Genomic DNA, 21,503 nt, shown 5'->3' with positions numbered 1-21,503 from the left:
CAATCGAGTCGGTAACTCGGCGGTTCTCGCGTTCTGGCCGGCGCCTGCCGATTCAGCTGGCCGAATTCGCTGAGAACGCCAACGAACCCAGTATCGAGCTGGTCCAGCGCCCGTAGACGACCCCCAGGAAGTCGGAGACCGCACTGGCGGCCAGCCGGGAGCGGACCGTTGGGGTGATGTCGAACGCGTGATGTGCGTTGGCGAGCTCGGCATAGGCCACGGTGTCGGCTCCGGCGCCCCGCAACGCTGCGCAGAACGCCCGCGCCTGCCCGCTTGGGACAAGCTCATCGCGCTCTCCGTGCAGCACGAAGAAGGGCGGCGCCTCCCGGTGCACGTAAGAAATCGGGGAAGCAGCGGTGAACGGCTCCGGGTCGTCGGCGTAGCGGCTCTTCATCACGAAGTGCTCCAGGAACGGCAGCATCAATTCATGCATGTTGTCGAAGTCGGTGAAGTCGTAGACGCCGTAATAGGGCGCGACCGCCTGAACCGTCGTGTCGGCGTGTTCGAAGCCAGGCTGAAAAGCCGGGTCGCACGGAGTCAGCGCCGCCAGGGAGGCCAGGTGCGCACCGGCTGAGCCGCCGGTCAGGGCGATGAAATCGGGGTTGCCGCCGTAGGCGGCGATGTTCTCCCGGACCCAAGCGATCGCCCTCTTGACGTCCACCACGTGTGCGGGGAACTTGCAGCGCGGACTCTTGCTGTAGTTGATGGAGACGCAAATCCAGCCCAGCTCCACCATTCGGCTCATCAGCGTGTAGGCCTGCGGACGCTTCCCGTTGACGCTCCACGCTCCCCCAGGCACCTGGATCAGCACCGGGGCCCGGCCTCCCGGCGCCAAGTCGGGGCGGCGCCAGACATCGAGCAGATGTTCACGACCACCCGGCCCGTAGGAGATGTCGGAGGTCTGCGCCGCGTAGCGGCGGCGGGGTCCCGACGGCAGCAGGCCGCCGCGCGTCGCACACGCCGAGCCATCACCGGAGGGGTGTGACACCAGGTCACGGAATTCCGATCCGAAGGACTCCTCGAGTGCCGCGGTGAGGGTCAGATCGGCCCGCTGGGCCGCCCACGCGGTGCCGTACCGGCCGATGGCTGGCGGAGAGACACGGGACAACGCGTGCCCGGTCAGCACGTGCGGCGGAAATTCCGCGGACACCCAACCGGCTACCCAGCCGAGGGCAAACGGAGAACCCCGAAGCAACAGAGCTCCGGAACGAACAGCGTCGCGCGCGTCGGCCGCAAGCTGCGCTCCTTCGCGCAACGCTTCGGCACCAGCCCGCGAGCACCGCGAAGTCACACTGGCCATGCACATAACAGAGCCCACCCCTCGACGTCAGGCACACGCGTCGTTGCGGTAAACGGCCGATTACTAGCCGGTGTTGTACGTGTGTCGAGGCTCACACAATAACCGATTTCTGGCCCAGGCGAAGAATTTTGGGGCGCGTCGCGTCACCCAATCTGATCTTGAATCCGGCTTGGATAGACTGACCTGCGCATTGCCTCCGTAGCTCAGGTGGATAGAGCAAGGGCCTTCTAATCCCTAGGTCGCACGTTCGAGTCGTGCCGGGGGCACCAACCAAGGTGTGTGACGTCGGCTGATGCTCGACGTTTTACCTTCGGTCGATGCCTGACGGTGGCTTCGGGCCAGTGCCCTCGCGGCCGGCGATTGGGCGGGGCAACGGACTCCCGGCCGCCAGCTGCGCCTCCTGGCGTCTCCGTGCAACACCGGACGCGTGAGCGCGATCGGTGGCCAGACCTGGTTTCCGCAGCGTTTCGCGGATGAGCGTCGCACAATTTGGGTGCTCCGTTTCGGCCGCGATGTGCCAGCATCAAAACGTGAACTCACGCCAATTCACTCGTTTGCTGGGTGTCGGGCTCGCGACAATCTGCGCGGCCCTGCTGAGTGCCCCCCTGATCATCGCCTCCGCGTCGGCCGCCGCCTGCCCCGATGCCGAAGTGACGTTCGCCCGCGGGACCGCCGAGCCACCCGGCGTCGGTGGGGTCGGACAGGCATTCATCGATTCCCTCCGCTCCCAGCTTGGCGGCCGGTCCCTGGGGGTGTATGCCGTGAACTACCCCGCCACCGAAGATTGGCCCCCGTCCGCATCCGCGGGCGCCACCGATGCCAGCACTCACGTTGAGTCCATGGCGGCCAGCTGCCCCAATACCAAGCTGGTGCTCGGCGGATATTCCCAAGGCGCGATGGTGATAGACCTGATCACCATCGCCCGAGCCCCCGTTGCCGGCTTCATCCCCCAAACGCTATCGGCGAGGTGGCTGATCACGTCGCCGCGGTCGCCGTCTTCGGGAATCCGACCGACAGATATCTTGGCGGGCCAATAAGCGAGATCAGCCCCTGGTATGGCCATAAAGCGATTGACTTGTGTGCGCCCAACGATCCGATTTGCACCCCCGGCGCCCTTGCGCTGCCTTCTCACGATGAGATGTTCTCCGCGGCACACCTGTCGTATGCGCAGTCCGGGATGCCCAGTCGGGCAGCGACTTTCGTGGTGAGCCAGCTCTAGCGCGCGAGTCGGGGGATCACTTGCCGGTGGGATCGGCACACCCGGCTAGATCATGGTGGCCACAGCGAACTCGGCGCCGACGGCGGCCAGGCGTGGCCGTGGAGCACACCGGAAAGCCAACGAGCACTCGGCTAACAATGCCGATTAAAGCAGCCGATCTCCGGCCCTCGAGGCAAAGTTAACTCCTCGGCGCAACCCGTCACCAAAAGCGCGTACAAACTGATGAATACCGCTCCGAGCAGCCATTTAAGCAGCATTCGCAGGTTGCCTGCCGTCATCTTGACCTCATTGTTCAGCAATCCATTATCAGTGATTTGTTCCGTACTTTCGCACCTACAGCAAATGACAGGTGCTACCGCCACCGCCCGGCACTTGGACCCGCTCAGCGTATATCAAGGGGAATGAAATAGCGCGGAATCCGACTTTTCTAATAACGGCGGCAACCAATGCATATCGGCGTGCCCGGATCGGCCCGAATTTAATGACGCGATCTAGAATTCAGCTCCAAAATAAAAACGCGATTGCCAATTGCCGGCGAAGCCAACGCCGGCGCCCACGAGCGCGGGGTGAGCGCGTCCGGCCCGGTCGGGTCGATGACTACCGCACGTTCGAGTTGTGTCGAGGGCCGTCGACCGCTCGGTGCGATCACGGCGCGCCGGGCGGGAGGAAGGGCAAGGCCGGCGCGCAACCGTGCCGAGCCAGGGCGAGCAGTGCATCGACGTCAAGGTGACGTTCGACCAGATCGCCGAGCAGGTCCAGGCGGCGCTCGCGTGCCGCCGAGAACGAAGTGCCCGACCCAGTGAGCCCGAGCGTCTCGCGCAGGAAGGCCTCGCGCAGGGCATCCCCTTCGAGCGAACCGTGCCACATCGTCCCGAATACTTGTCCGTCACGCGCGCCGCCGGGGAACTGCTGAGCGGCGTCACCGGCGGTAATCCTGCCGTGATGTATCTCATAGCCCGAAGCGGGCACTCCGAGTCCCTGCCCGCGCGGCAAGCGCAGCACCTTCTCGGCGCCGAACGTGGTCTCCACGTCGAGCAAGCCCAAACCGTCGGCCTCGGCTACCGGCCCTTCGACACCGTCTGGGTCGCGAATCACCCGCCCCAGCATCTGGAACCCGCCGCAGATGCCGAGCAGCGGCTTGCCCGCCGCCACATGCGCCATCAGCGCACGGTCCAAACCCCTCGCTCGTAGCCACGCCAGATCGGCGATCGTTGCACGGGTACCCGGGACCACGATCAGGTCGGCATCGCCCAGCCCTCGGGGGTCGGAAGCAAACACGACATCCAGGTCGGGTTCCAGACCCAGTGCGTCGACATCGGTGAAGTTGCTGATCCGTGGGAGTCGCACGACGGCCACCCGATGGGCCCCCGTGCTCGCCGCGCGCCGGCCGGTCAGGTCGAGGGCGTCCTCTGAGTCCAGCCAGAGGTCAGCGTGCCACGGCAGCGTGCCGAACACCTGTCTGCCCGTGACCCGCTCGAGGTCACGCAGACCTGGTGCCAGCAAGTCGAGATCGCCACGGAACTTGTTGACGACAAACCCCGCGACCAGCGCCTGGTCCTCGGCAGACAGCAGCGCGATGGTTCCGAATAATGCCGCGAACACCCCTCCGCGGTCGATGTCGCCGACGACGATGGTCGGCAGTTCCGCGTGACGGGCAAGCCCCATGTTGACGTAGTCGCCCGCACGGAGGTTGATTTCGGCTGGGCTGCCGGCACCTTCGGCGACGACGACGTCGTAGCGGGCCGCCAGGTCGTCGAAGGCTCGGTGCGCCGTCTCGGCGAGAACCTGCCGGCCCTCGAACCAGTTGGACGACGCCAGTTCGCCCCAGGATCTGCCCATCAACATCACGTGGCTGCGGTGGTCACTCCCCGGCTTGAGCAAGACCGGATTCACGGCCGCCTCAGGTGTCGCGTTGGCCGCGAGCGCCTGCACCCATTGCGCGCGACCGATCTCCACACCCGCGCCACCCGGGCCTTGGCAGACCATCGAGTTGTTGGACATGTTCTGCGCCTTGAAGGGCGCCACTCTGAGGCCGCGTCGGGCGAACGCACGACAAAGACCGGCGGTTAGGGTGCTCTTACCAGCGTCGCTGGTCGTACCGGCCACCAGCAAACCCGGCATCAGCCGTGCCTCGGTAGGTAGAGATCTATTGCCCAGCCCGCCTTCGCCTCGTGTTCGGGAAATCGTGGATCATCGACATTCGAAATCTGTTGCGATGCTGCTCCTTTAGGCGCTGACCGACACGGTGTCCGTATCCACACTAGAGCCTCGGCGGCGCCGCCATCAGGCGCCGGAGGGGATCTGGAGCCGGACCGGCTGGGCGTCCGCCTTCCCGGGTCGGCGCCGGGAGCGCGGTGATGCCGGCAGCAATCGCCATGACGATAGCCGGGTTGATCGAAATAGATTGCGCTCGTTGATCTTTGGTCGGCAGCCCGGCCACCGGTAACCATCCGGGGCGGCTCGTGGAGGTGCAGCGCCGGAGGTCGGCAACCCAGCCAGTGCCGAGTAAGACCGGCGCGGCATATGGACTCGAGGGCTACCTCACCCAGCATCGACGCGAGACCAGCCACCGGAAGGCAGGGGCCATCCGAAGTGAATCCGTCAACGATCAGCCGACTTTGAAGTCACGCGTCAGCACCAATTGGATGCCGCAGATCACCCGGCCAACCCAAGCCGACTTCGCCGATCGGCCGCGTCGGCAAGTGGCAATTATAGACATTCCCGAAGCCGGCGTTTCGGTGCTAGTTTTTGACCGGAACCTATCGGACAAGATTTTCGTTGGAAAGGTCGTGCACTTATGTATGCTGGGTCGCCGCGGCCCATCCGCAAGCTTTCACCAATGCTCGGAATCGGGCTGCATTCTTTCAACATTCCTAACGGAGTCAAAATGATGCTCAAGCTCAGTCGCCTTGGCGCTGCGATATTGGGTGGTGTCGCGGCGTTGATGTTTTCTACCGCGGTCGCCACCGCTGATCCGCCCGACCCACACCAGCCGGACATGACCAAGGGCTACTGCCCTGGCGCGGTCGATGGGGTTGGGGCGAATTGGCCGTGTGCGACGGCGAGAAATACCCCGACGGGTCGTTCTGGCACCAGTGGATGAGGACCTACATGACCGGCCCGCAGTTCTACTACGACTGCGTCGGCGGCGACGAACCACTCCCCGGCCCGCCGCCACCCGGTGGCTGCGACGGAGCTATTCCACCCGCGGATGCTCCCCCACCCGCAAACTGACCGCGACGACCAGCCAGTTCACCTTGCTTTCTGCAAGGTGAACTGGCTGACGTCGATGTAGCCCTCCCGAAACGGCTTGGAGCAGCCGGTGAGGCACCTCACAAAGCGCTCTTGGCCCCCATCGGACTGAATCTGGATGGCATCGCCTTGCCTCGTCCATTCGAAGTCCTTTTGAGGTCTATTTGGGCTTCCCAAGCCTGCCCCCCAGGTCGAGGTTCACCGCAAGTTCTGTTCATTGCTTGCAATCGGCTGTATTCATTAACTATTTCCAATGGAGTCAAAATGATGCTCAAGCTCAGTCGCCTTGGCGCTGCGATATTGGGTGGTATCGCAGCGTTCATGTTTTCCACCGCGGTCGCCACCGCCGGTCCGCCCGACCCACACCAGCCGGACATGACCAAGGGCTACTGCCCTGGCGCGGTCGATGGGGTTGGGGCGAATTGGCCGTGTGCGACGGCGAGAAATACCCCGACGGGTCGTTCTGGCACCAGTGGATGGAGACCTACATGACCGGCCCGCAGTTCTACTACGACTGCGTCGGCGGCGACGAACCACTCCCCGGCCCGCCGCCACCCGGTGGCTGCGACGGAGCTATCCCGCCCGCGGATGCTCCCCCGCCCGCAGACTGATCACGACGACCAGCCAGTTCACCTTGCTTTCTGCAAGGTGAACTGGTTGACGTCGATGTAACCCTCCTGGAACAGCTTGGAGCAGCCGGTGAGGTACCTCATATAGCGCTCATAGACCTCGTCGGACTGAATCTTGATGGCCTCGTCCTTACGGGCTTCCAAGGCCTGCGCCCACAGGTCCAGGGTTTTCGCATAATGCAGCTGCAACGGGTGGCGCCGAGTCAGGGTGAAACCGGGCTTGACCGACTGCTCCTCCACCATCTCGATGGTGGGCGGATGGCCGCCGGGGAAGATCTCGGTTTGAATGAACTTGAGGAAGCGCGCCAGCCACAGGGTGAGTGGCAGACCGTTCTCGACCATCTGCGACATCGTCAGCCCCGTGATCGTGTGCAGCAGCATCACCCCGTCGCTGGGCAGGATGTTGTGGGCCAGGGTAAAGAAGTCGTCGTAGCGGTCGTGACCGAAGTGTTCGAACGCGCCGATCGAGACGATGCGGTCGACGGGCTCATCGAACTGCTCCCAGCCCTCCAGCAGCACCCGCCGGGTGCGTGCGGTGTCCAGCTGGTCGAACGATTTCTGCACGTGGGCGGCCTGGTTCTTGGACAGGGTCAGGCCGACGACGTTGACGTCGTATTTCTCGATCGCGCGGCGCATGGTGGCGCCCCAGCCGCAGCCGACGTCCAGCAGTGTCATGCCGGGCTCCAAACCCAGCTTGCCCAGCGCCAGGTCGATCTTGGCGATCTGCGCCTCTTCCAGCGTCATGTCGTCGCGCTCGAAGTAGGCGCAGCTGTAGGTCTGGGTGGGGTCCAGAAAAAGCCGGAAGAAATCGTCGGATAGGTCGTAATGCGCCTGTACGTCATCGAAACGCGGCGCTAGATGTTTGGCCATGAAACTGGAGCCCTTTCTGCCCGAAGACTGCCATTGTGTGCTGATGCGAAGCGCGACAATGCGCTTCTCAAGCCATGCTGGACACGAGCAATCCGCGACGGCGCGATACCACTACATGGCTTTGTCAGGAACCCACGTTACGGGCTCGTGAATCGGCAAGCCAAAAGCCCAGGCCATGGGGCTGGGCGGGTGTCGCAACGATGTTGGCGTGCGGTTTCGCGCCGGTATTAGGCTCCGGCCGCCGCCAGTGCGATCAACAGGGCACCAGAGGACAGAAGTGAGAAGAAAATCACCGGCCGCCGCGGGGTGGACTGGCCCTACAGGTCCAACAGCGCGGTCTCCGGCGCCTCGATCAGACCGCGCAATTCACAGATGAACCGGGCGACTTGGGCGCCATCGGCGACGCGGTGGTCGAACACGCAGGTCAATGACATCGTCGGCCGCACAACAACCTCGTCACCGCGGACCACCGGCCGCGGCTTGATTGACCCCATCCCCAGGATGGCGGCTTCGGGATGGTTGATCACCGGCACTCCGTCATCGACGCCCAGCGCCCCGTAGTTCGACACGGTGAACGTCGAACCGCGTAGCTGCCCGGGTGCAAGGGTGCCTTCGCGCGCACCGGTGATCAGCTCTGCCGCGCGGCAAACCAATTCACGCGTGGTCATGCGATGAGCATCGGCGATCACCGGCACCAACAGTCCGCGCTCGGTAGCTACACCGAAACCCAAATGCACTCCCGGGTGCAGATGAACCTGCGGCCCTCCGGGCGAATCGACCCATGTCAAGTTGAGAATCTCGTTGTTCGTCAGAGCGATAACCAACATTCGCAGCGCCAGCGCGAACGGCGTCGCCGGCGGCACCGCCGTCCGGAACTGTTCGCTGAGCCTGAGCAGTTCGGTGCAGTCAACCTCGACGCCAGCTTTCGCAGCCGGAATTTCTTGGTGGGACAGGCTCATTTTCTCCGCCATGTGTGCCTGCACACCACGGACTTCCCGAACCCGCGCTGACGCTTCGGCGCCCTGGGCAGCGGCCAGTACGTCGGCCCGGGTGATCACCGTGCTACCCCGCTGCAGCGAAGCGAGATCAACCATGAGTTCCTTGGCCAGCTTGCGCACCGGCGGGGCCGCGCGCGGCCGGCCTGAGCGCCTGCTGGTGTCGATGGCCGCGTCGGCGCCGTAGCCCGCCAGCGTCGGGACCGCGATCTCACCGTTGGTCGGGGCCGGCAACTCCGGTGCCGTGTCGATGCGCACAAGTGCTGCAGCCACTTTGATGACATCGCCTTCGGCGCCACCGAGTTCAACGATGCGACCGGCGTAGGGGCTCGGGATCTCGACTTCGGCCTTCGCGGTCTCCACCGAACACAACACCTGATTGAGCTCGACATCATCACCAACCGCGACCACCCAACTCGTCACGGTGACTTCCTCGAGGCCCTCACCAAGGTCGGGCACCTGGAAGCACTTCAGCCGGTCGCCGGTGCTCATGGCTGCCCCAGCACCCGTTCGACACAATCCAGCAGCCGGTCGGGCCCGGGCAGCCACAGCCGCTCCAATCGTGCCGGCGGATACGGAGTGTCAAATCCGCAGGCGCGCAATACCGGAGCCTCCAGTTCGTAAAACAACTCCTCCTGTATCCGGGCGGCCAGCCCGGCGCCATAGCCCAGGCTGCGCGGCCCCTCGTGCAGCACCACACACCGTCCGGTCCGGCGGATCGAGGCGGCGATGGTTTCGAAGTCCAAGGGGATCAGCGACCTGAGGTCGATGACTTCTAGACTCCAACCCTGTTGGTGTGCAGCGTCTTCAGCGGCCGGCAATGCGGTCGAGATCAGGTTTCCGTAGGTGATGACGGTCACGTCGGCCCCGGCCCGGCGAATCACCGCCTGACCGATCGCAGGTTCCGGCCGGTTGGTGTCGACGGGTCCGCGAACCTGGTACCGGCGCTTGGGCTCCAGATACATGACGGGATCTGGGCAGGCGATGGCGTGGCGCAACAGCCAATAGGCATCGCCGGGGGTTGAGGGAACCACCACCTTCAAGCCCGCCGTGTGCGCCCAGTAGGACTCGGTGGAGTCCGAATGATGTTCCGCGGCGCCGATGCCGCCGAACGACGGGATCCGAACGGTTACCGCCATATTGACCTCGCCGCGGGTACGGGTCCGGTACTTGGCCAGGTGACTGACCACTTGATCGAAGGCCGGGTAAGAAAAGCCGTCAAACTGGATCTCGGGCACCGGCACGAAGCCGCGCAGCGCCAGCCCCACCGCGATGCCGCTCAAGGCCGACTCGGCTAGCGGGGTGTCAAAGCATCTGTGCTCACCAAAGGTTTCGGCCAACCCCTCAGTCACCCGGAACACACCGCCCGCAATCCCGACATCCTCGCCGAAGACCAGCACGCGATCATCAGCCGCCATCGCGTCATGCAAGGCCTGGTTGAGCGCTTGCACCATGGTCAATGACTGCATGGTGCCCACCACCGGCGCCGCCGGAGCCGGGCCGGGACGAGCTGGCGGATCAGCGATCTGTGTCATGAACGGCTCCTCAGTCGATCCGGTCCAGTTCGACCCGCAGCTGTTGGCGTTGCGTTTGCAGCCCGGGGGTGATCTCGGCGAATACGGTGGTGAACACGTCGTCGACGTCGAAGTCGGGCTCGCCGAATACCGCTTCACGCAGTTCCGCCCGCAGCCGACCAGACCGTGCCGCAACCCGTTCTTCCAGACGCTGCGACCACAGCCCCTGGGCCTGCAAGTAAGAGCGGTAACGCGAGATCGGATCCAGCGCCAGCCAGTGATCCACCTCCTCCTGGCTTCGATATCGGCCCGGATCATCGGCCGTCGTGTGAGCGCCGACTCGGTAGGTCACCGCCTCGATCAGGGTTGGCCCGTCGCCGCGTCTGGCCCGGGCAGCGGCCTCGGCCATCACGGCATAGCAGGCCAGCACGTCATTGCCGTCCACTCGAATGCCTGGCATCCCATATCCAATTGCCTTGTGCGCAATCGAGGGTGCGGCCGTCTGCTTGGACACCGGAACTGAGATCGCCCATTGGTTGTTCTGCACGTAGAACACGCACCCGGCGTCGAACACGGCCGCGAAATTCAGCGCCTCGTGCACGTCTCCCTCACTGGTGGCGCCGTCGCCCAAAAACGCGACCGTCACCGAGTCCTCGCCCAAGCGCTGTGCGGCCATTGCCGCGCCGACGGCGTGCAGGGCCTGGGTACCTATCGGAACCGAGATCGGGGCACAGCATTTCTTGGTGAACTCCAGCCCACCATGCCAGGTTACGCGCCACGCCGCTCCGACGTGCCCCGGCGGCATGCCGCGCACCAGATACGCGCCCAATTCACGATACTGCGGGAACAACCAGTCCGTCTTGCGCAGACACGCTGTCGCGCCGACCTGCGCGGCCTCTTGACCGCGGCAGGACGCAAACAGCGCCAATTCCCCCTGCCGCTTCAGATTGATGAACTCGGCGTCGAGCTCCCGGGTGACCACCATCATCTCGTAGAGCCAGCACAACGTCTCTTCGGGAAGATCGCGGCTGTAGCGGTGTTCGTCGGTGGGCTCGCCATCGGCGTTGACCAGCTGAACCGGCTCCAGGCCGACAGTCATCGGGATCCGAGGTCGATCTGCCATGCCGCCTCCTCAGCTCGAAGCCAAGGTCACTCCGTCAGACGATGCTGTCCTGCCGATCGCCGAACACCGACCAACGGCGTTGCATCCTTCGCCAGCGCCAGCGGCGCGGCACCCACAGCAAAACCCGAGCGGGAACCGCCGCGAGCCCAGAGCACATCGCCAGAGCCCCGATAGGCTCTGCTCGCCGCGACACCGACGCGCCATCCACTATGCCCTCAAACACGAAGACGCCGCGGCGATTGCGAAATCGCGCAGCCGTGTCGCCCTAGCGGCGATCGCCGAGTATCACTGGGCGGACCGCCGCACCGTCGAGCACGACTGGGGTGAAATCAGCAACCGTCACGCGGGGACGGATTCCCCGGCCCGCCGCAGCAGCATTTCCGCGTGCCTGAGCACCGGGGAGTCGACCATCTGCCCTTCGAACGCGAACACACCCCGCTCGGTGCGTGCTGCGACGAGCACACGCCGCGCCCAGGCCAGCTTCTCTTCGTCGGGGCGATACGCCTTGCGCACCACCTCGACCTGGCTGGGGTGGATGCACACCGTCACGTCGAAACCCACCGTTGCCGCATCGATCGCCTCGGCTTGCAGACCGTCGATATCGCCGATGTCCAGATGCACCGCGTCCAGCGCCAGCCGACCAAATGCTGACGCCGCGAGCAGAGTCGTCGAGCGCACGTGGCGAGCCACATCGCGGTAGGAGCCATCGCCGCGTCGGCTGGAGCTGCCACCCAGGGTTGCGATCAGATCCTCGGCGCCCCACATCATGCCGACGGTGTTGTCGGCGGCGGCGATTTCCGCGGCGAAAAGCGCACCGCGCGCGGTCTCCACCAGCGCAATGACGTCGCGAGGTGCAAGTAGCGCCAACTGTGCGGCCGACTCCGCCTTGGGCAGCATCACCGTCGTATAGGCGGTACCCGCCAAGGCTTCCAAATCGTGGGCTTGTTCATCGGTGTCGCCCGCGTTGATGCGCACGATGGTTCGATCCGGATCCAGCGGGGTGTCCAGCAGCGCCTGGCGCGCGGCAGGCTTCTGTGCTTCGGCCACACCGTCCTCGAGATCGAGGATCACCACGTCGGCGGCGGCCGCTGCCTTTGCGAAGCGTTCCGGGCGGTCTGCCGGGCAGAACAACCAAGCCGGACCAGCGGCACGCAGCGTCATTTCGCCTCCTCACTGGGCCGTTTCTGCACGAGTGTGGTCAGCACCGCGCGAGCGACGACATCGCCGTGCTGGTTGCGGCCAGTGTGTTCGAGGGTGACGATGCCTTCTCCGGGCCGGCTTTTCGATTCACGCTTGCCGGCGCAGACCGTCTCGGCGTACAGGGTGTCGCCGTGAAAGACCGGGTTGGGGAAAGACACCTCGGAGAAGCCGAGATTGGCCACAATGGTGCCCAGCGTCAGCTGGGCGACCGACAACCCCACCAGCGTTGACAGAGTGAACATCGAGTTCACCAGCCGCTCACCCCGGAAACCCGGCTGCTCGGCGGCCCAGGCCGCGTCCAGATGCAGCGACTGGGTGTTCATCGTCAGCGTGGTGAACAAGACGTTGTCCGCCTCGGTGACCGTACGGCCGGGCCGGTGCAGATATGTCGTACCGATCTCGAACTCTTCAAACCACAAGCCGCGCTGCACAACCGACTTGCCGGCGAGCGCCTGCTCGCTCACGACAGGCCAAGTGAACGGGCGATGAGCATCAGCTGCACCTCGGTGGTGCCCTCGCCAATCTCGAGGATCTTGCTGTCGCGATAGTGACGGGCCACCGGGTACTCGTTCATGAAGCCGTAGCCGCCGTGGACCTGCGTCGCATCGCGGGCGTTGTCCATCGCCGCCTCCGAGGAGATCATCTTGGCGATCGCCGCCTCCTTCTTGAAGGGCTTGCCCGCCAACATCTTTGCGGCAGCCTCGTAGTACGCGGTGCGGGCCACGTGCGCCCGAGCTTCCATGCGCGCGATCTTGAAGCTGATCGCCTGATAGGAACCGATCGGCTGGCCGAAGGACTGACGTTCCTTGGCATACTTGACGCTTTCGTCGACACAGCCCTGAGCGACACCTGTCGCCAAGGCAGCGATCGCGATTCGGCCCTCGTCGAGGATGGATAGGAAATTCGCGTAGCCCTTGCCGCGGATTCCGAGCAGATTCTCTTCCGGCACGCGCGCGTCATCGAAGCTCAGCGGGTGGGTGTCCGACGCGTTCCAGCCGACCTTGTTGTAGACCGGTTCCACGATGAATCCCGGCGTGCCGCTGGGCACGATGATCGTCGATATCTCCTTCTTGCCGTCGGCGATGTTCCCCGTGACGGCGGTGATGGTGACCAATGAGGTGATTTCGGTGCCCGAGTTGGTGATGAACTGCTTGCTGCCGTTGACGATCCATTCGCCGCCGTCGAGGCGTGCGGTGGTGCGGGTGCTGCCGGCGTCCGAGCCCGCGCCAGGCTCGGTGAGCCCGAAACCGGCCAGCGCACGGCCGGCCAGCAGATCCGGCAACCACTTGCTCTTCTGTTCCTCGTTGCCGAATCGGTAGATCGGGATGGCGCCCAGACCCACACCCGCTTCCAGGGTGATCGCCACCGATTGGTCAACCTTGCCGAGCTCCTCGAGCGCCAGGGCTAGCGCGAAGTAGTCCCCGCCCATTCCCCCGTATTCTTCGGGGAACGGCAGGCCGAACAACCCCATCTCACCCATCTTGGCCACGACTTCGTAGGGAAAGCTATGTTCCTCATCGTGTTTGGCCGATACCGGCGCAACCACCGACCGCGCGAAGTCGGCCACCGTGTCGCGCAGATCCTGATATTCCTTGGGTAATGTTCCTGCGGAGATCGCTGTCGTCATGATCTTTCAATCCTTGCTCTCGGCTGAATCCTTGCTGTGGGCTTGTTCGGTGTCGGGGATCAACCGCGCCAACACCTGCTCGACCTTGACCTGATCGCCGACGGCCACAAGCACCTCGACTCGGCCTGAAATCGGCGCGACCAGTGGGTGTTCCATCTTCATCGCCTCGATGATCACCACCACGTCGCCCTCGGACACCGCGGTGCCGGACTCGGCCTGCACCGCGATCACATTGCCGGGCATCGGGCTGACGACTTCGGCCGGGCGCTCCCCCGCCGCACGGTGCATCTTGTGCTCCTCGGCCTCGCGAATGTGCCAGGTCCCGCGATCGTCGGCGATCCACAGGTGCCGCTCCGCCTCCGCCCATCGATAGTCGCGACGCAGGCCATCCACCGTCACGCTCATCACGCCGGTCGCGAGCTGCACACTCGCTGAAAGTATCTCGCCATCGCCGACCTGGACCTGGGCCCCCTCCGGCAGACCGAACACCGATACCGTCTCGGTCCGCAACGGGGTCTGCATCGCGGTGCGCACCGGTGCCGTTACCCCACCGACACGCCACCCACTGGGCGCGCCCCAGAGACTGCCGGCGGCGCGGCGCGATAGCGCATGTTGGACATACAGGCCGGCAGCGGCGAACACATCATCGGGTGCCGCCAACGGCACGAAATCGGCCAGGCGTTCGTCCAGCAACGCGGTGTCGAGGTCTCCCGCCCGCACGCGCTCGTCAGCCAGCAGAAAACGCAGGAACTCAACATTGTTCTGCACACCCAGGATCGCGGTGTGGGCCAGCGCCCGGTCGAGCCGCTCCAACGCCTGCTCACGGTTGGCTCCGTGCGCGATCACCTTGGAGAGCATCGGGTCGTAGTCGCTGCCCACCACGGTGTCGGCCAGCAGCGACGAGTCCACCCGGATACCTGTGCCGCTCGGTTCGGCCACCTGCAGCACCCGGCCACCGGTGGGCAGGAATCCCCGTGCGGGGTCCTCCGCGTACACCCGTGCCTCGATCGCGTGCCCATTTAGCTCGATGTCGTCTTGGGCAAACCCGAGCTTTTCACCGGCGGCCACCCGCAGCTGCCACTCGACCAGGTCTAGCCTGGTCACCGCCTCGGTGACCGGATGTTCCACCTGCAGTCGGGTGTTCATCTCCATGAAGAAGAACTCATCCGGGCGATCTCCCGACACGATGAATTCCACGGTGCCGGCTCCGACGTAGTCGACGCTGCGGGCGGTGTTACACGCCGCGGCTCCGATCCGCGCCCGAGTTGGGGCGTCCAGCAGTGGCGACGGCGCCTCCTCGATGACTTTCTGGTGGCGCCGTTGCAGGCTGCACTCGCGCTCGCCGAGGTGCACCACGTTGCCGTGCGTGTCGGCAAGCACCTGCACCTCGATGTGCCTGGGACGCAACACGAACCGCTCCAGAAACAGGGTGTCGTCACCGAACGCGGATGCCGCTTCCCGCCGCGCGCTGACCAGCGCCTCACGCAGCCGCGCCGGCTCCTCCACCATGCGCATGCCCTTGCCACCGCCGCCGGCCGAGGGCTTGACCAGCACCGGGTATCCGACCTCGTCGGCTGCGGCGATCAGGTCATCGTCGGTCAGTCCGGGTCGCGCGATGCCCGGCACCACCGGAACGTCGAAGGCGCTGACCGCGTTCTTGGCGGCGATCTTGTCGCCCATCACCTCGATCGCGCCCGCGGGTGGCCCCAGGAAGACCACCCCGGCGCGATCACATGCCGCGGCGAATTCGGCGTTCTCGGACAGAAACCCGTAGCCCGGGTGGATCGCCTGGGCCCCGGTGCGTACCGCCGCATCGATCACCTTGCCGATGTCGAGGTAACTCTCCCGCGCCGCGGCGGGACCCAGCCGCACCGCGGTGTCGGCCTCGATCACGTGCCGGGCCCGGGCGTCGGCGTCGCTGTACACGGCAACCGAGCGGATCCCCAGCCGCCGCAGGGTGCGGATCACTCGCACCGCGATCTCGCCGCGGTTGGCCACTAAGACGGTGTCAAACATGAGTCACATCCGGAAGACGCCGTAGGAGACCGATTCCAGGGGTGCGTGAGCACAAACCGACAGAGCAAGTCCGACAATGGTTCTCGTGTCGGCCGGGTCGATGATGCCGTCATCCCATAGGCGTGCGGTCGAATAATAAGGATTGCCCTGGTTCTCGTACTGCTCGCGGATGGGCGCCTTGAACTGCTCTTCCTCGTCGGACGACCAAGGCTTGCCGGACGCGGAAAGTTGCTCGCCACGCACGGTGGCCAGCACCGAGGCAGCCTGCTCGCCGCCCATCACCGAAATCCGCGCGTTCGGCCACATCCACATGAAGCGCGGCGAGTACGCCCGCCCACACATCGAATAGTTACCCGCCCCATGGGATCCGCCGATCACCACGGTCAGCTTCGGCAGCCGGGCGCAGGCCACGGCGGTGACCATCTTTGCGCCGTGTTTGGCGATGCCCCCCGCTTCATAGTCGCGGCCGACCATGAAGCCCGCGATATTCTGCAGGAACAGCAGGGGGGTCTTGCGTTTGTCGCACAGCTCGATGAAGTGCGCTCCCTTGACCGCAGATTCGCCGAACAGGACGCCATTGTTGGCAATGATGCCGACCGGATGTCCGTGGATGCGCGCGAACCCCGTCACCAGCGACTTGCCGTAATTGGCTTTGAACTCGCTGAATTCGCCGCCGTCGATCAGCCGCACGATGACGTCGTGCACGTCGTAGGGCACCCGCGGATCCGGGGGCACGACGTCATAGAGCTCGGTCTGAGCGTGCTTGGGTTCAACGGATGGGCCGATCTCCCATTGCGCGGGTTCCCGTGGGCCGAAGGTGGCCGCGATCGCACGCACGATCCGCAGCGCGTCTTCGTCATCGTCGGCCAGATGATCGGTGACGCCGGATACCCGCGAGTGCAGGTCGCCGCCGCCGAGTTCCTCGGCCGTGACGATCTCGCCGGTGGCCGCCTTGACCAAAGGTGGGCCGCCCAGAAAGATCGTGCCCTGCTCGCGGACAATGACGGCTTCGTCGCTCATCGCCGGCACGTAGGCGCCGCCGGCCGTGCACGAACCAAGTACCGCGGCCACTTGCGGAATCCCCTTGGCGCTCATGGTCGCCTGGTTGTAGAAGATCCGTCCGAAGTGTTCGCGGTCCGGGAAAACCTCATCCTGGTGGGGCAGGAATGCCCCGCCGGAGTCGACCAGGTAGATGCACGGCAGCAGGTTCTGCAGTGCGACTTCCTGAGCACGCAGGTGCTTTTTCACCGTCATCGGGTAGTAGGTGCCGCCCTTGACCGTCGCGTCGTTGGCGACGATGACACACTCCCGCCCGGAGACCCGGCCGATCCCGGTAATGATCCCCGCGCCCGGAGATTCGTCGCCGTACATGCCGTTCGCCGCCAGCGCGGCCAACTCCAGAAAAGGGCTGCCCGGGTCCAGCAAGCGATACACCCGCTCGCGCGGCAACAGCTTGCCGCGACCGAAATGGCGTTCGCGGGCACGTTCATTGCCCCCCAGGGCCGCAGCCGCAAGCTTGGTGTTCAATTCGGCGACCAGCCGGCGATGCTCGTCGGCAAATGATGGCGCGGCGATGGTTGTCACCGGGCGACCAGATCATCGAGCACAAGGGGCGGTTGGGTTTTCGCGACGACTTCCTCCACCGAGACATCCGGTGCGGTCTCGATCAGGTGCAGGCCGTCGTGGCAAACGTCGATGACCGCGAGTTCGGTCACGATCCGGTTGACGCAACCCACCCCGGTCAGCGGCAACGTACATCTCTCCAAGATCTTCGGGCTGCCGTCCTTGGCGGTGTGCTCCATCATCACGATCACCTTGCGCGCGCCGTGCACCAAGTCCATCGCGCCGCCCATTCCTTTGACCATCTTGCCCGGGATCATCCAGTTGGCCAGATCGCCACTGACCGAAACCTGCATGGCCCCAAGCACCGCGACGTCCAAGTGGCCGCCCCGGATGATTCCGAACGAGGTGGACGAGCCGAAGAACGCCGCACCGGGCAGCGTGGTCACCGTCTCTTTGCCCGCATTGATCAGATCGGCGTCGAGTTCCTCGCGAATGGGATAGGGTCCGACACCCAGGATTCCGTTCTCCGAGTGCAGGACAACGGTGACGCCCTCGGGAATGTGGTTGGGGATTAGCGTGGGCATTCCGATACCGAGATTGATGTACTGCCCGTCCTCGAATTCGGTGGCCACCCGTGCGGCCATGCCGTCTCTGCTCCAGCTCATCTGGCGCCGCTCCTCCTCATCGCTTCGCTCTGCATCGTCGCCAGCGGGTTCACGGCCGCACCGTCTCTTTCTCGATCCGCTTGATGGGATTGGGCACATGCACCACCCGCTGCACGAACACGCCCGGGGTGTGGACTGTTGCCGGGTCGATCTCGCCGGGCTCGACAAGATGCTCGACCTCAGCAATCGTGATCCGGCCCGCCGGAGCGCACTCGGGGTTGAAGTTCGCCGCAGAGTAGCGATACAGAAGATTGCCGTGCCGGTCCCCCTTCCACGCATGAACCAGCGCGAAATCGGTGCGGATCCCGCGCTCGAGAACGTAAGTAACGCCATCGAATTCGCGAGTCTCCTTGGGAGGAGACACCACCGCGACCGCGCCCGAGGCGTCGTAGCGCCAGGGCAGGCCGCCGTCGGCTATTTGGGTACCAACACCGGCCGGTGTGTAGAAACCTGGGATGCCCATACCACCGGCGCGCAACCGCTCCGCCAACGTGCCCTGCGGGTTCAGTTCCACCTCGAGTTCGCCGGAAAGGAACTGACGCGCGAACTCCTTGTTCTCCCCCACATAGGAGGAAACTGTTCGGCGAATTCTCTTGTGCTGCAATAACACGCCCAGCCCGACGCCGTCGACACCGCAATTGTTCGACACCGTCTCGAGGTCAGTGACACCACTATCCACCAGCGCCGCGATCAACGCTTCCGGAATGCCGCACAGGCCGAATCCCCCGACCGCCAGCGACGCCCCATCGGTTATGTCTGCCACCGCCTCCGCGACGGTGGCCACTACCTTGTCCATTGCCGCAGAGTCTCCTCGCTATCGGCTCGGGCTGAGATTTTTTCAGTTAATCTTGATTAACCGAAGCTTGACAATACCACTGCCCCGCCCAGCACGTAAAGAGAGCGCGTACCCGCACGCTCAGTGCTGCCCACGGAGGTACTCGATCGCCTGTTGGCGCATTTCAACTTTGCGAACCTTGCCGGTCACAGTCATCGGGAACTCGTCGACGAGCCGCAAATATCGCGGGATCTTGAATTTGGCGATTTGGCCGGCGCAGTATTCGCGCAACAGGTCGGTGGTCAACTCTGGCGCCCCGGCACGCAGCTTGACCACCGCCATCAGCTCCTCGCCCATCCGCTCGTCGGGCACCCCGACAACGTGGGCGTCGACGATATCGGGATGGGAGTGGAGGAATTCCTCGATCTCACGCGGCGAAATGTTCTCCCCGCCTCGCACCACGATGTCCTTGATCCGGCCCGTGATCTGCACGTATCCGCATTCGTCCATCAGCGCCAGATCGCCGGTGTGCATCCAGCCCTCGGGGTCGATCACCTCCGCGGTCCGCTCCGGAGCCTTCCAGTACCCAGACATCACCGAGTAGCCCCGAGTACAGAACTCACCGGCGGTGCCGCGGGGCACGATCCGACCGGTCGCCGGGTCGACCACCTTGATCTCCAGGTGCGGGCCCACCCGCCCCACCGTCGCGACGCGTCGCTCAAGGGAATCGTTGCTGCGAGTCTGGGTCGCCACCGGCGATGTCTCGGTCATGCCGTAACAGATGGAGATCCCGGCCATGTGCATCTGGTCGATAACTTTGCGCATCACCTCGACCGGGCAGGTCGAGCCCGACATGATGCCGGTACGCAGGCTGCTCAGGTCATAAGTCGCGAAGTCCGCCAGTCCGAGCTCGGCGATGAACATCGTCGGGACGCCGTACAGGCTGGTGCACCGTTCGGCCTGCACGGCCCGCAAAGTCGCAGCCGGGTCGAACCCAGGTGCCGGAATCACCATGCAGGCGCCGTGGCTGGTAGCCGCCAGATTGCCCATCACCATGCCAAAGCAGTGATAGAACGGCACCGGGATACAGATGCGATCCTCGGCGGTGTATTCGAGCAGTTCACCCACCAAATAGCCGTTGTTGAGGATATTTTGATGGCTCAGCGTGACACCTTTGGGAAAGCCCGTTGTGCCAGAGGTGTACTGGATGTTGATGGGATCGTCGGCGCTGAGTGTGGTGGCAATCTCCTGCAGCGCAACCAAATCGGCACCGGATCCGGCCAGCTTCGCCCAGCCATCGCCGTCTAAGAACACGACATCGTGCAGTTCGGGACACCCCGGCGCTACCTCCGCGAGGATCGCCGCGTAGTCCGACCCCTTGAAACCCGAAGCGGCGATCACCATCGCGACGCCGGATTGGCGCAATGCATACTCCAACTCGCGCGCCTGGTAGGCAGGATTGATCGTGACCAGGATTGCTCCAATTTCCGCGGTCGCGTATTGGACCAGCACCCACTCCCAGCGGTTTGGCGCCCAGATCCCGACCCGATCGCCACGGCCGATCCCCGCCCTCACCAAGCCCGTCGCCAATTGGCGCACGTCGGTTAGAAGCTGGGCGTAGCTCCACCGACGGCCCGAACGGACATCGACGAGGGCGTCGCGGCTTTCACACTGGGACGCGGTAGCGGCGAGATTTGCGCCGATGGTCATCTCGAGTAGGGCGGGCACGATGGGACCACGGTCATAGGAGAGCTGATTTTGGTCTGCGGCAGCGGTGGTTGCCACGGCCCCTCCGTCTATTTGCATCACGCGGAGTTAATATCGACTAACTCGTGTTACGTTAGTGACGATTAACCGAAGTGTCCAGGACGAGTTGGACGGAGGCCGTCATGGCAGCGTCCGCCCCGGACGAGCAGACCGCGACCCCGAATCGTCGCAGCCAGCAAAAGTCCGATCGGCGTTTGCAGCTGTTATCGGCGGCCGAGCGACTGTTCGCCGAGCGCGGCTTTCTGGCCGTACGACTCGAAGACATCGGCGCCGCGGCCGGTATCAGCGGTCCTGCGATCTACCGGCACTTCCCCAACAAAGAGTCACTACTGGTCGAGTTGCTAGTCGGAATCAGCTCCCGGCTGCTCGCCGGTGCCCGTCAGCTGACCACCAACAGCAATGACGCTGCCGCCGCTCTGGACGGTTTGATCGATTTCCATCTCGACTTCGCCTTGGGCGAACCGGACCTCATCCGGATCCAGGACCGCGACCTCGGGCACCTGCCCGCGGCGGCCGAACGCCAGGTGCGCAAAGCCCAGCGGCAGTACGTGGAGATCTGGGTGGGCGTGCTGCGCCAACTGGATCCCGGCCTGGCCGAAGCCGACGCCCGGCTGATGGCGCACGCCGCGTTCGGCTTGCTCAATTCCACGCCACACAGCATGAAGTCAGCCGATACCAAGTCGGCGTGTGCACCCCATTCCCGCGCCGTGATGCGGGCGATGACCGTCGCCGCGCTAACGGTCGACGTGGGAGCCTAACGCCGGCCGCGCCGCGCAGCCACAATCGCCTTCACATCACGGGCCGCGCTGAGCGCGCGCTCGGCATCGGCACCTAAGCTCTTGGCGGAGTCGTGGTGAGCTAGGGAGGCAATGCCGCAGCGCTCGCTCGCGGACATGGCGAGCGGGGCGGCCCGGGGCAACCGGGTACAAAACCGGTCTGGCATCACGGCCACGTAAATCTTGGGTACCCTTCAATCCATGAGGTGGGG

Annotated in this window: 16 protein-coding genes, 1 tRNA gene and 2 pseudogenes; 5 read left to right on the top strand and 14 right to left on the bottom strand. The window is 64.7% G+C overall.

What is annotated here, in order from left to right; all coding sequences use genetic code 11:
• Positions 1-52 precede the first annotated feature (52 nt).
• Positions 53-1,306: an esterase LipQ gene (lipQ, locus tag G6N41_RS13855; protein ID WP_198967863.1), complete on the bottom strand. Its 1,254-nt coding sequence runs from the start codon at positions 1,304-1,306 to the stop codon at positions 53-55.
• Positions 1,307-1,492: 186 nt separating this feature from the next.
• On the opposite strand from lipQ, the gene G6N41_RS13850 reads away from it, so the two are divergent.
• Together G6N41_RS13850 and G6N41_RS13845 are read left to right on the top strand one after the other, a co-directional pair.
• A tRNA-Arg gene (locus G6N41_RS13850) sits at positions 1,493-1,569 on the top strand.
• A gap of 243 nt (positions 1,570-1,812) precedes the next feature.
• Positions 1,813-2,519, top strand: a pseudogene (locus G6N41_RS13845) (cutinase family protein).
• A gap of 645 nt (positions 2,520-3,164) precedes the next feature.
• On the opposite strand, the gene G6N41_RS13840 reads toward G6N41_RS13845, so the two are convergent.
• Positions 3,165-4,640 (bottom strand): cobyric acid synthase, encoded by a 1,476-nt coding sequence (locus G6N41_RS13840; protein WP_198967649.1) that lies wholly within the window; start codon positions 4,638-4,640, stop codon positions 3,165-3,167.
• 766 nt (positions 4,641-5,406) lie between these two features.
• Here G6N41_RS13840 and G6N41_RS13835 point away from each other — a divergent pair.
• Positions 5,407-5,753, top strand: a pseudogene (locus tag G6N41_RS13835) (hypothetical protein).
• 446 nt (positions 5,754-6,199) lie between these two features.
• Entirely contained in the window at positions 6,200-6,382 is a 183-nt protein-coding gene (locus G6N41_RS30040) for a hypothetical protein (protein WP_407663763.1), read from the top strand.
• An 18-nt stretch (positions 6,383-6,400) separates the two neighbouring features.
• On the opposite strand, the gene mmaA2 is transcribed toward G6N41_RS30040, so the two are convergent.
• From mmaA2 to G6N41_RS13770, 12 genes are all read right to left on the bottom strand, one after another.
• Positions 6,401-7,270 carry a cyclopropane mycolic acid synthase MmaA2 gene (mmaA2, locus tag G6N41_RS13825; RefSeq protein WP_198967648.1) on the bottom strand — a complete coding sequence of 290 codons (870 nt, stop codon included), beginning with the start codon at positions 7,268-7,270 and terminating at the stop codon, positions 6,401-6,403.
• Between the two features lie 317 nt (positions 7,271-7,587).
• Complete coding sequence (locus tag G6N41_RS13820) at positions 7,588-8,757, bottom strand: dihydrolipoamide acetyltransferase family protein (protein ID WP_198967647.1); 1,170 nt, start codon at positions 8,755-8,757, stop codon at positions 7,588-7,590.
• Entirely contained in the window at positions 8,754-9,800 is a 1,047-nt protein-coding gene (bkdB, locus tag G6N41_RS13815) for a 3-methyl-2-oxobutanoate dehydrogenase subunit beta (protein WP_198967646.1), read from the bottom strand. The genes G6N41_RS13820 and bkdB overlap by 4 nt, the downstream gene beginning before the upstream one ends.
• Positions 9,801-9,810: 10 nt before the next feature.
• Entirely contained in the window at positions 9,811-10,902 is a 1,092-nt protein-coding gene (gene pdhA, locus G6N41_RS13810; protein WP_198967645.1) for a pyruvate dehydrogenase (acetyl-transferring) E1 component subunit alpha, read from the bottom strand.
• Between the two features lie 339 nt (positions 10,903-11,241).
• Positions 11,242-12,063: an HpcH/HpaI aldolase/citrate lyase family protein gene (locus G6N41_RS13805; RefSeq protein WP_198967644.1), complete on the bottom strand. Its 822-nt coding sequence runs from the start codon at positions 12,061-12,063 to the stop codon at positions 11,242-11,244.
• Positions 12,060-12,566, bottom strand: a complete 507-nt coding sequence (locus G6N41_RS13800) for a MaoC family dehydratase (protein WP_198967643.1) — start codon at positions 12,564-12,566, stop codon at positions 12,060-12,062. The genes G6N41_RS13805 and G6N41_RS13800 overlap by 4 nt, the downstream gene beginning before the upstream one ends.
• Positions 12,563-13,729: an acyl-CoA dehydrogenase family protein gene (locus tag G6N41_RS13795; protein ID WP_198967642.1), complete on the bottom strand. Its 1,167-nt coding sequence runs from the start codon at positions 13,727-13,729 to the stop codon at positions 12,563-12,565. The genes G6N41_RS13800 and G6N41_RS13795 overlap by 4 nt, the downstream gene beginning before the upstream one ends.
• A gap of 6 nt (positions 13,730-13,735) precedes the next feature.
• Positions 13,736-15,745 carry an acetyl/propionyl/methylcrotonyl-CoA carboxylase subunit alpha gene (locus G6N41_RS13790; protein WP_198967641.1) on the bottom strand — a complete coding sequence of 670 codons (2,010 nt, stop codon included), beginning with the start codon at positions 15,743-15,745 and terminating at the stop codon, positions 13,736-13,738.
• Between the two features lie 3 nt (positions 15,746-15,748).
• The gene (locus G6N41_RS13785) at positions 15,749-17,329 is read right to left on the bottom strand and encodes a carboxyl transferase domain-containing protein (protein WP_198967640.1); all 1,581 of its coding nucleotides are present in this window, start codon (positions 17,327-17,329) and stop codon (positions 15,749-15,751) included.
• Positions 17,326-17,973 carry a CoA transferase subunit B gene (locus G6N41_RS13780; protein ID WP_198967639.1) on the bottom strand — a complete coding sequence of 216 codons (648 nt, stop codon included), beginning with the start codon at positions 17,971-17,973 and terminating at the stop codon, positions 17,326-17,328. Before G6N41_RS13780 ends, G6N41_RS13785 begins: the two co-directional genes overlap by 4 nt.
• A 49-nt stretch (positions 17,974-18,022) precedes the next feature.
• A complete protein-coding gene (locus G6N41_RS13775) occupies positions 18,023-18,769 on the bottom strand; it encodes a CoA transferase subunit A (protein WP_198967638.1) in 747 nt (248 codons plus the stop codon).
• Between the two features lie 120 nt (positions 18,770-18,889).
• Positions 18,890-20,554, bottom strand: a complete 1,665-nt coding sequence (locus G6N41_RS13770; protein ID WP_198967862.1) for an AMP-binding protein — start codon at positions 20,552-20,554, stop codon at positions 18,890-18,892.
• 83 nt (positions 20,555-20,637) lie between these two features.
• On the opposite strand from G6N41_RS13770, the gene G6N41_RS13765 reads away from it, so the two are divergent.
• Entirely contained in the window at positions 20,638-21,273 is a 636-nt protein-coding gene (locus G6N41_RS13765) for an SACE_7040 family transcriptional regulator (RefSeq protein ID WP_198967637.1), read from the top strand.
• The last annotated feature ends 230 nt before the right edge of the window (positions 21,274-21,503 follow it).

Origin of the sequence: Mycobacterium shottsii (genome assembly GCF_010728525.1) — a bacterium.
Taxonomy (GTDB): Bacteria; Actinomycetota; Actinomycetes; order Mycobacteriales; family Mycobacteriaceae; genus Mycobacterium; species Mycobacterium marinum.
The sequence above is the reverse complement of the archived record's forward strand: the minus strand, read 5'-3'. Positions and strand labels throughout refer to the sequence as shown.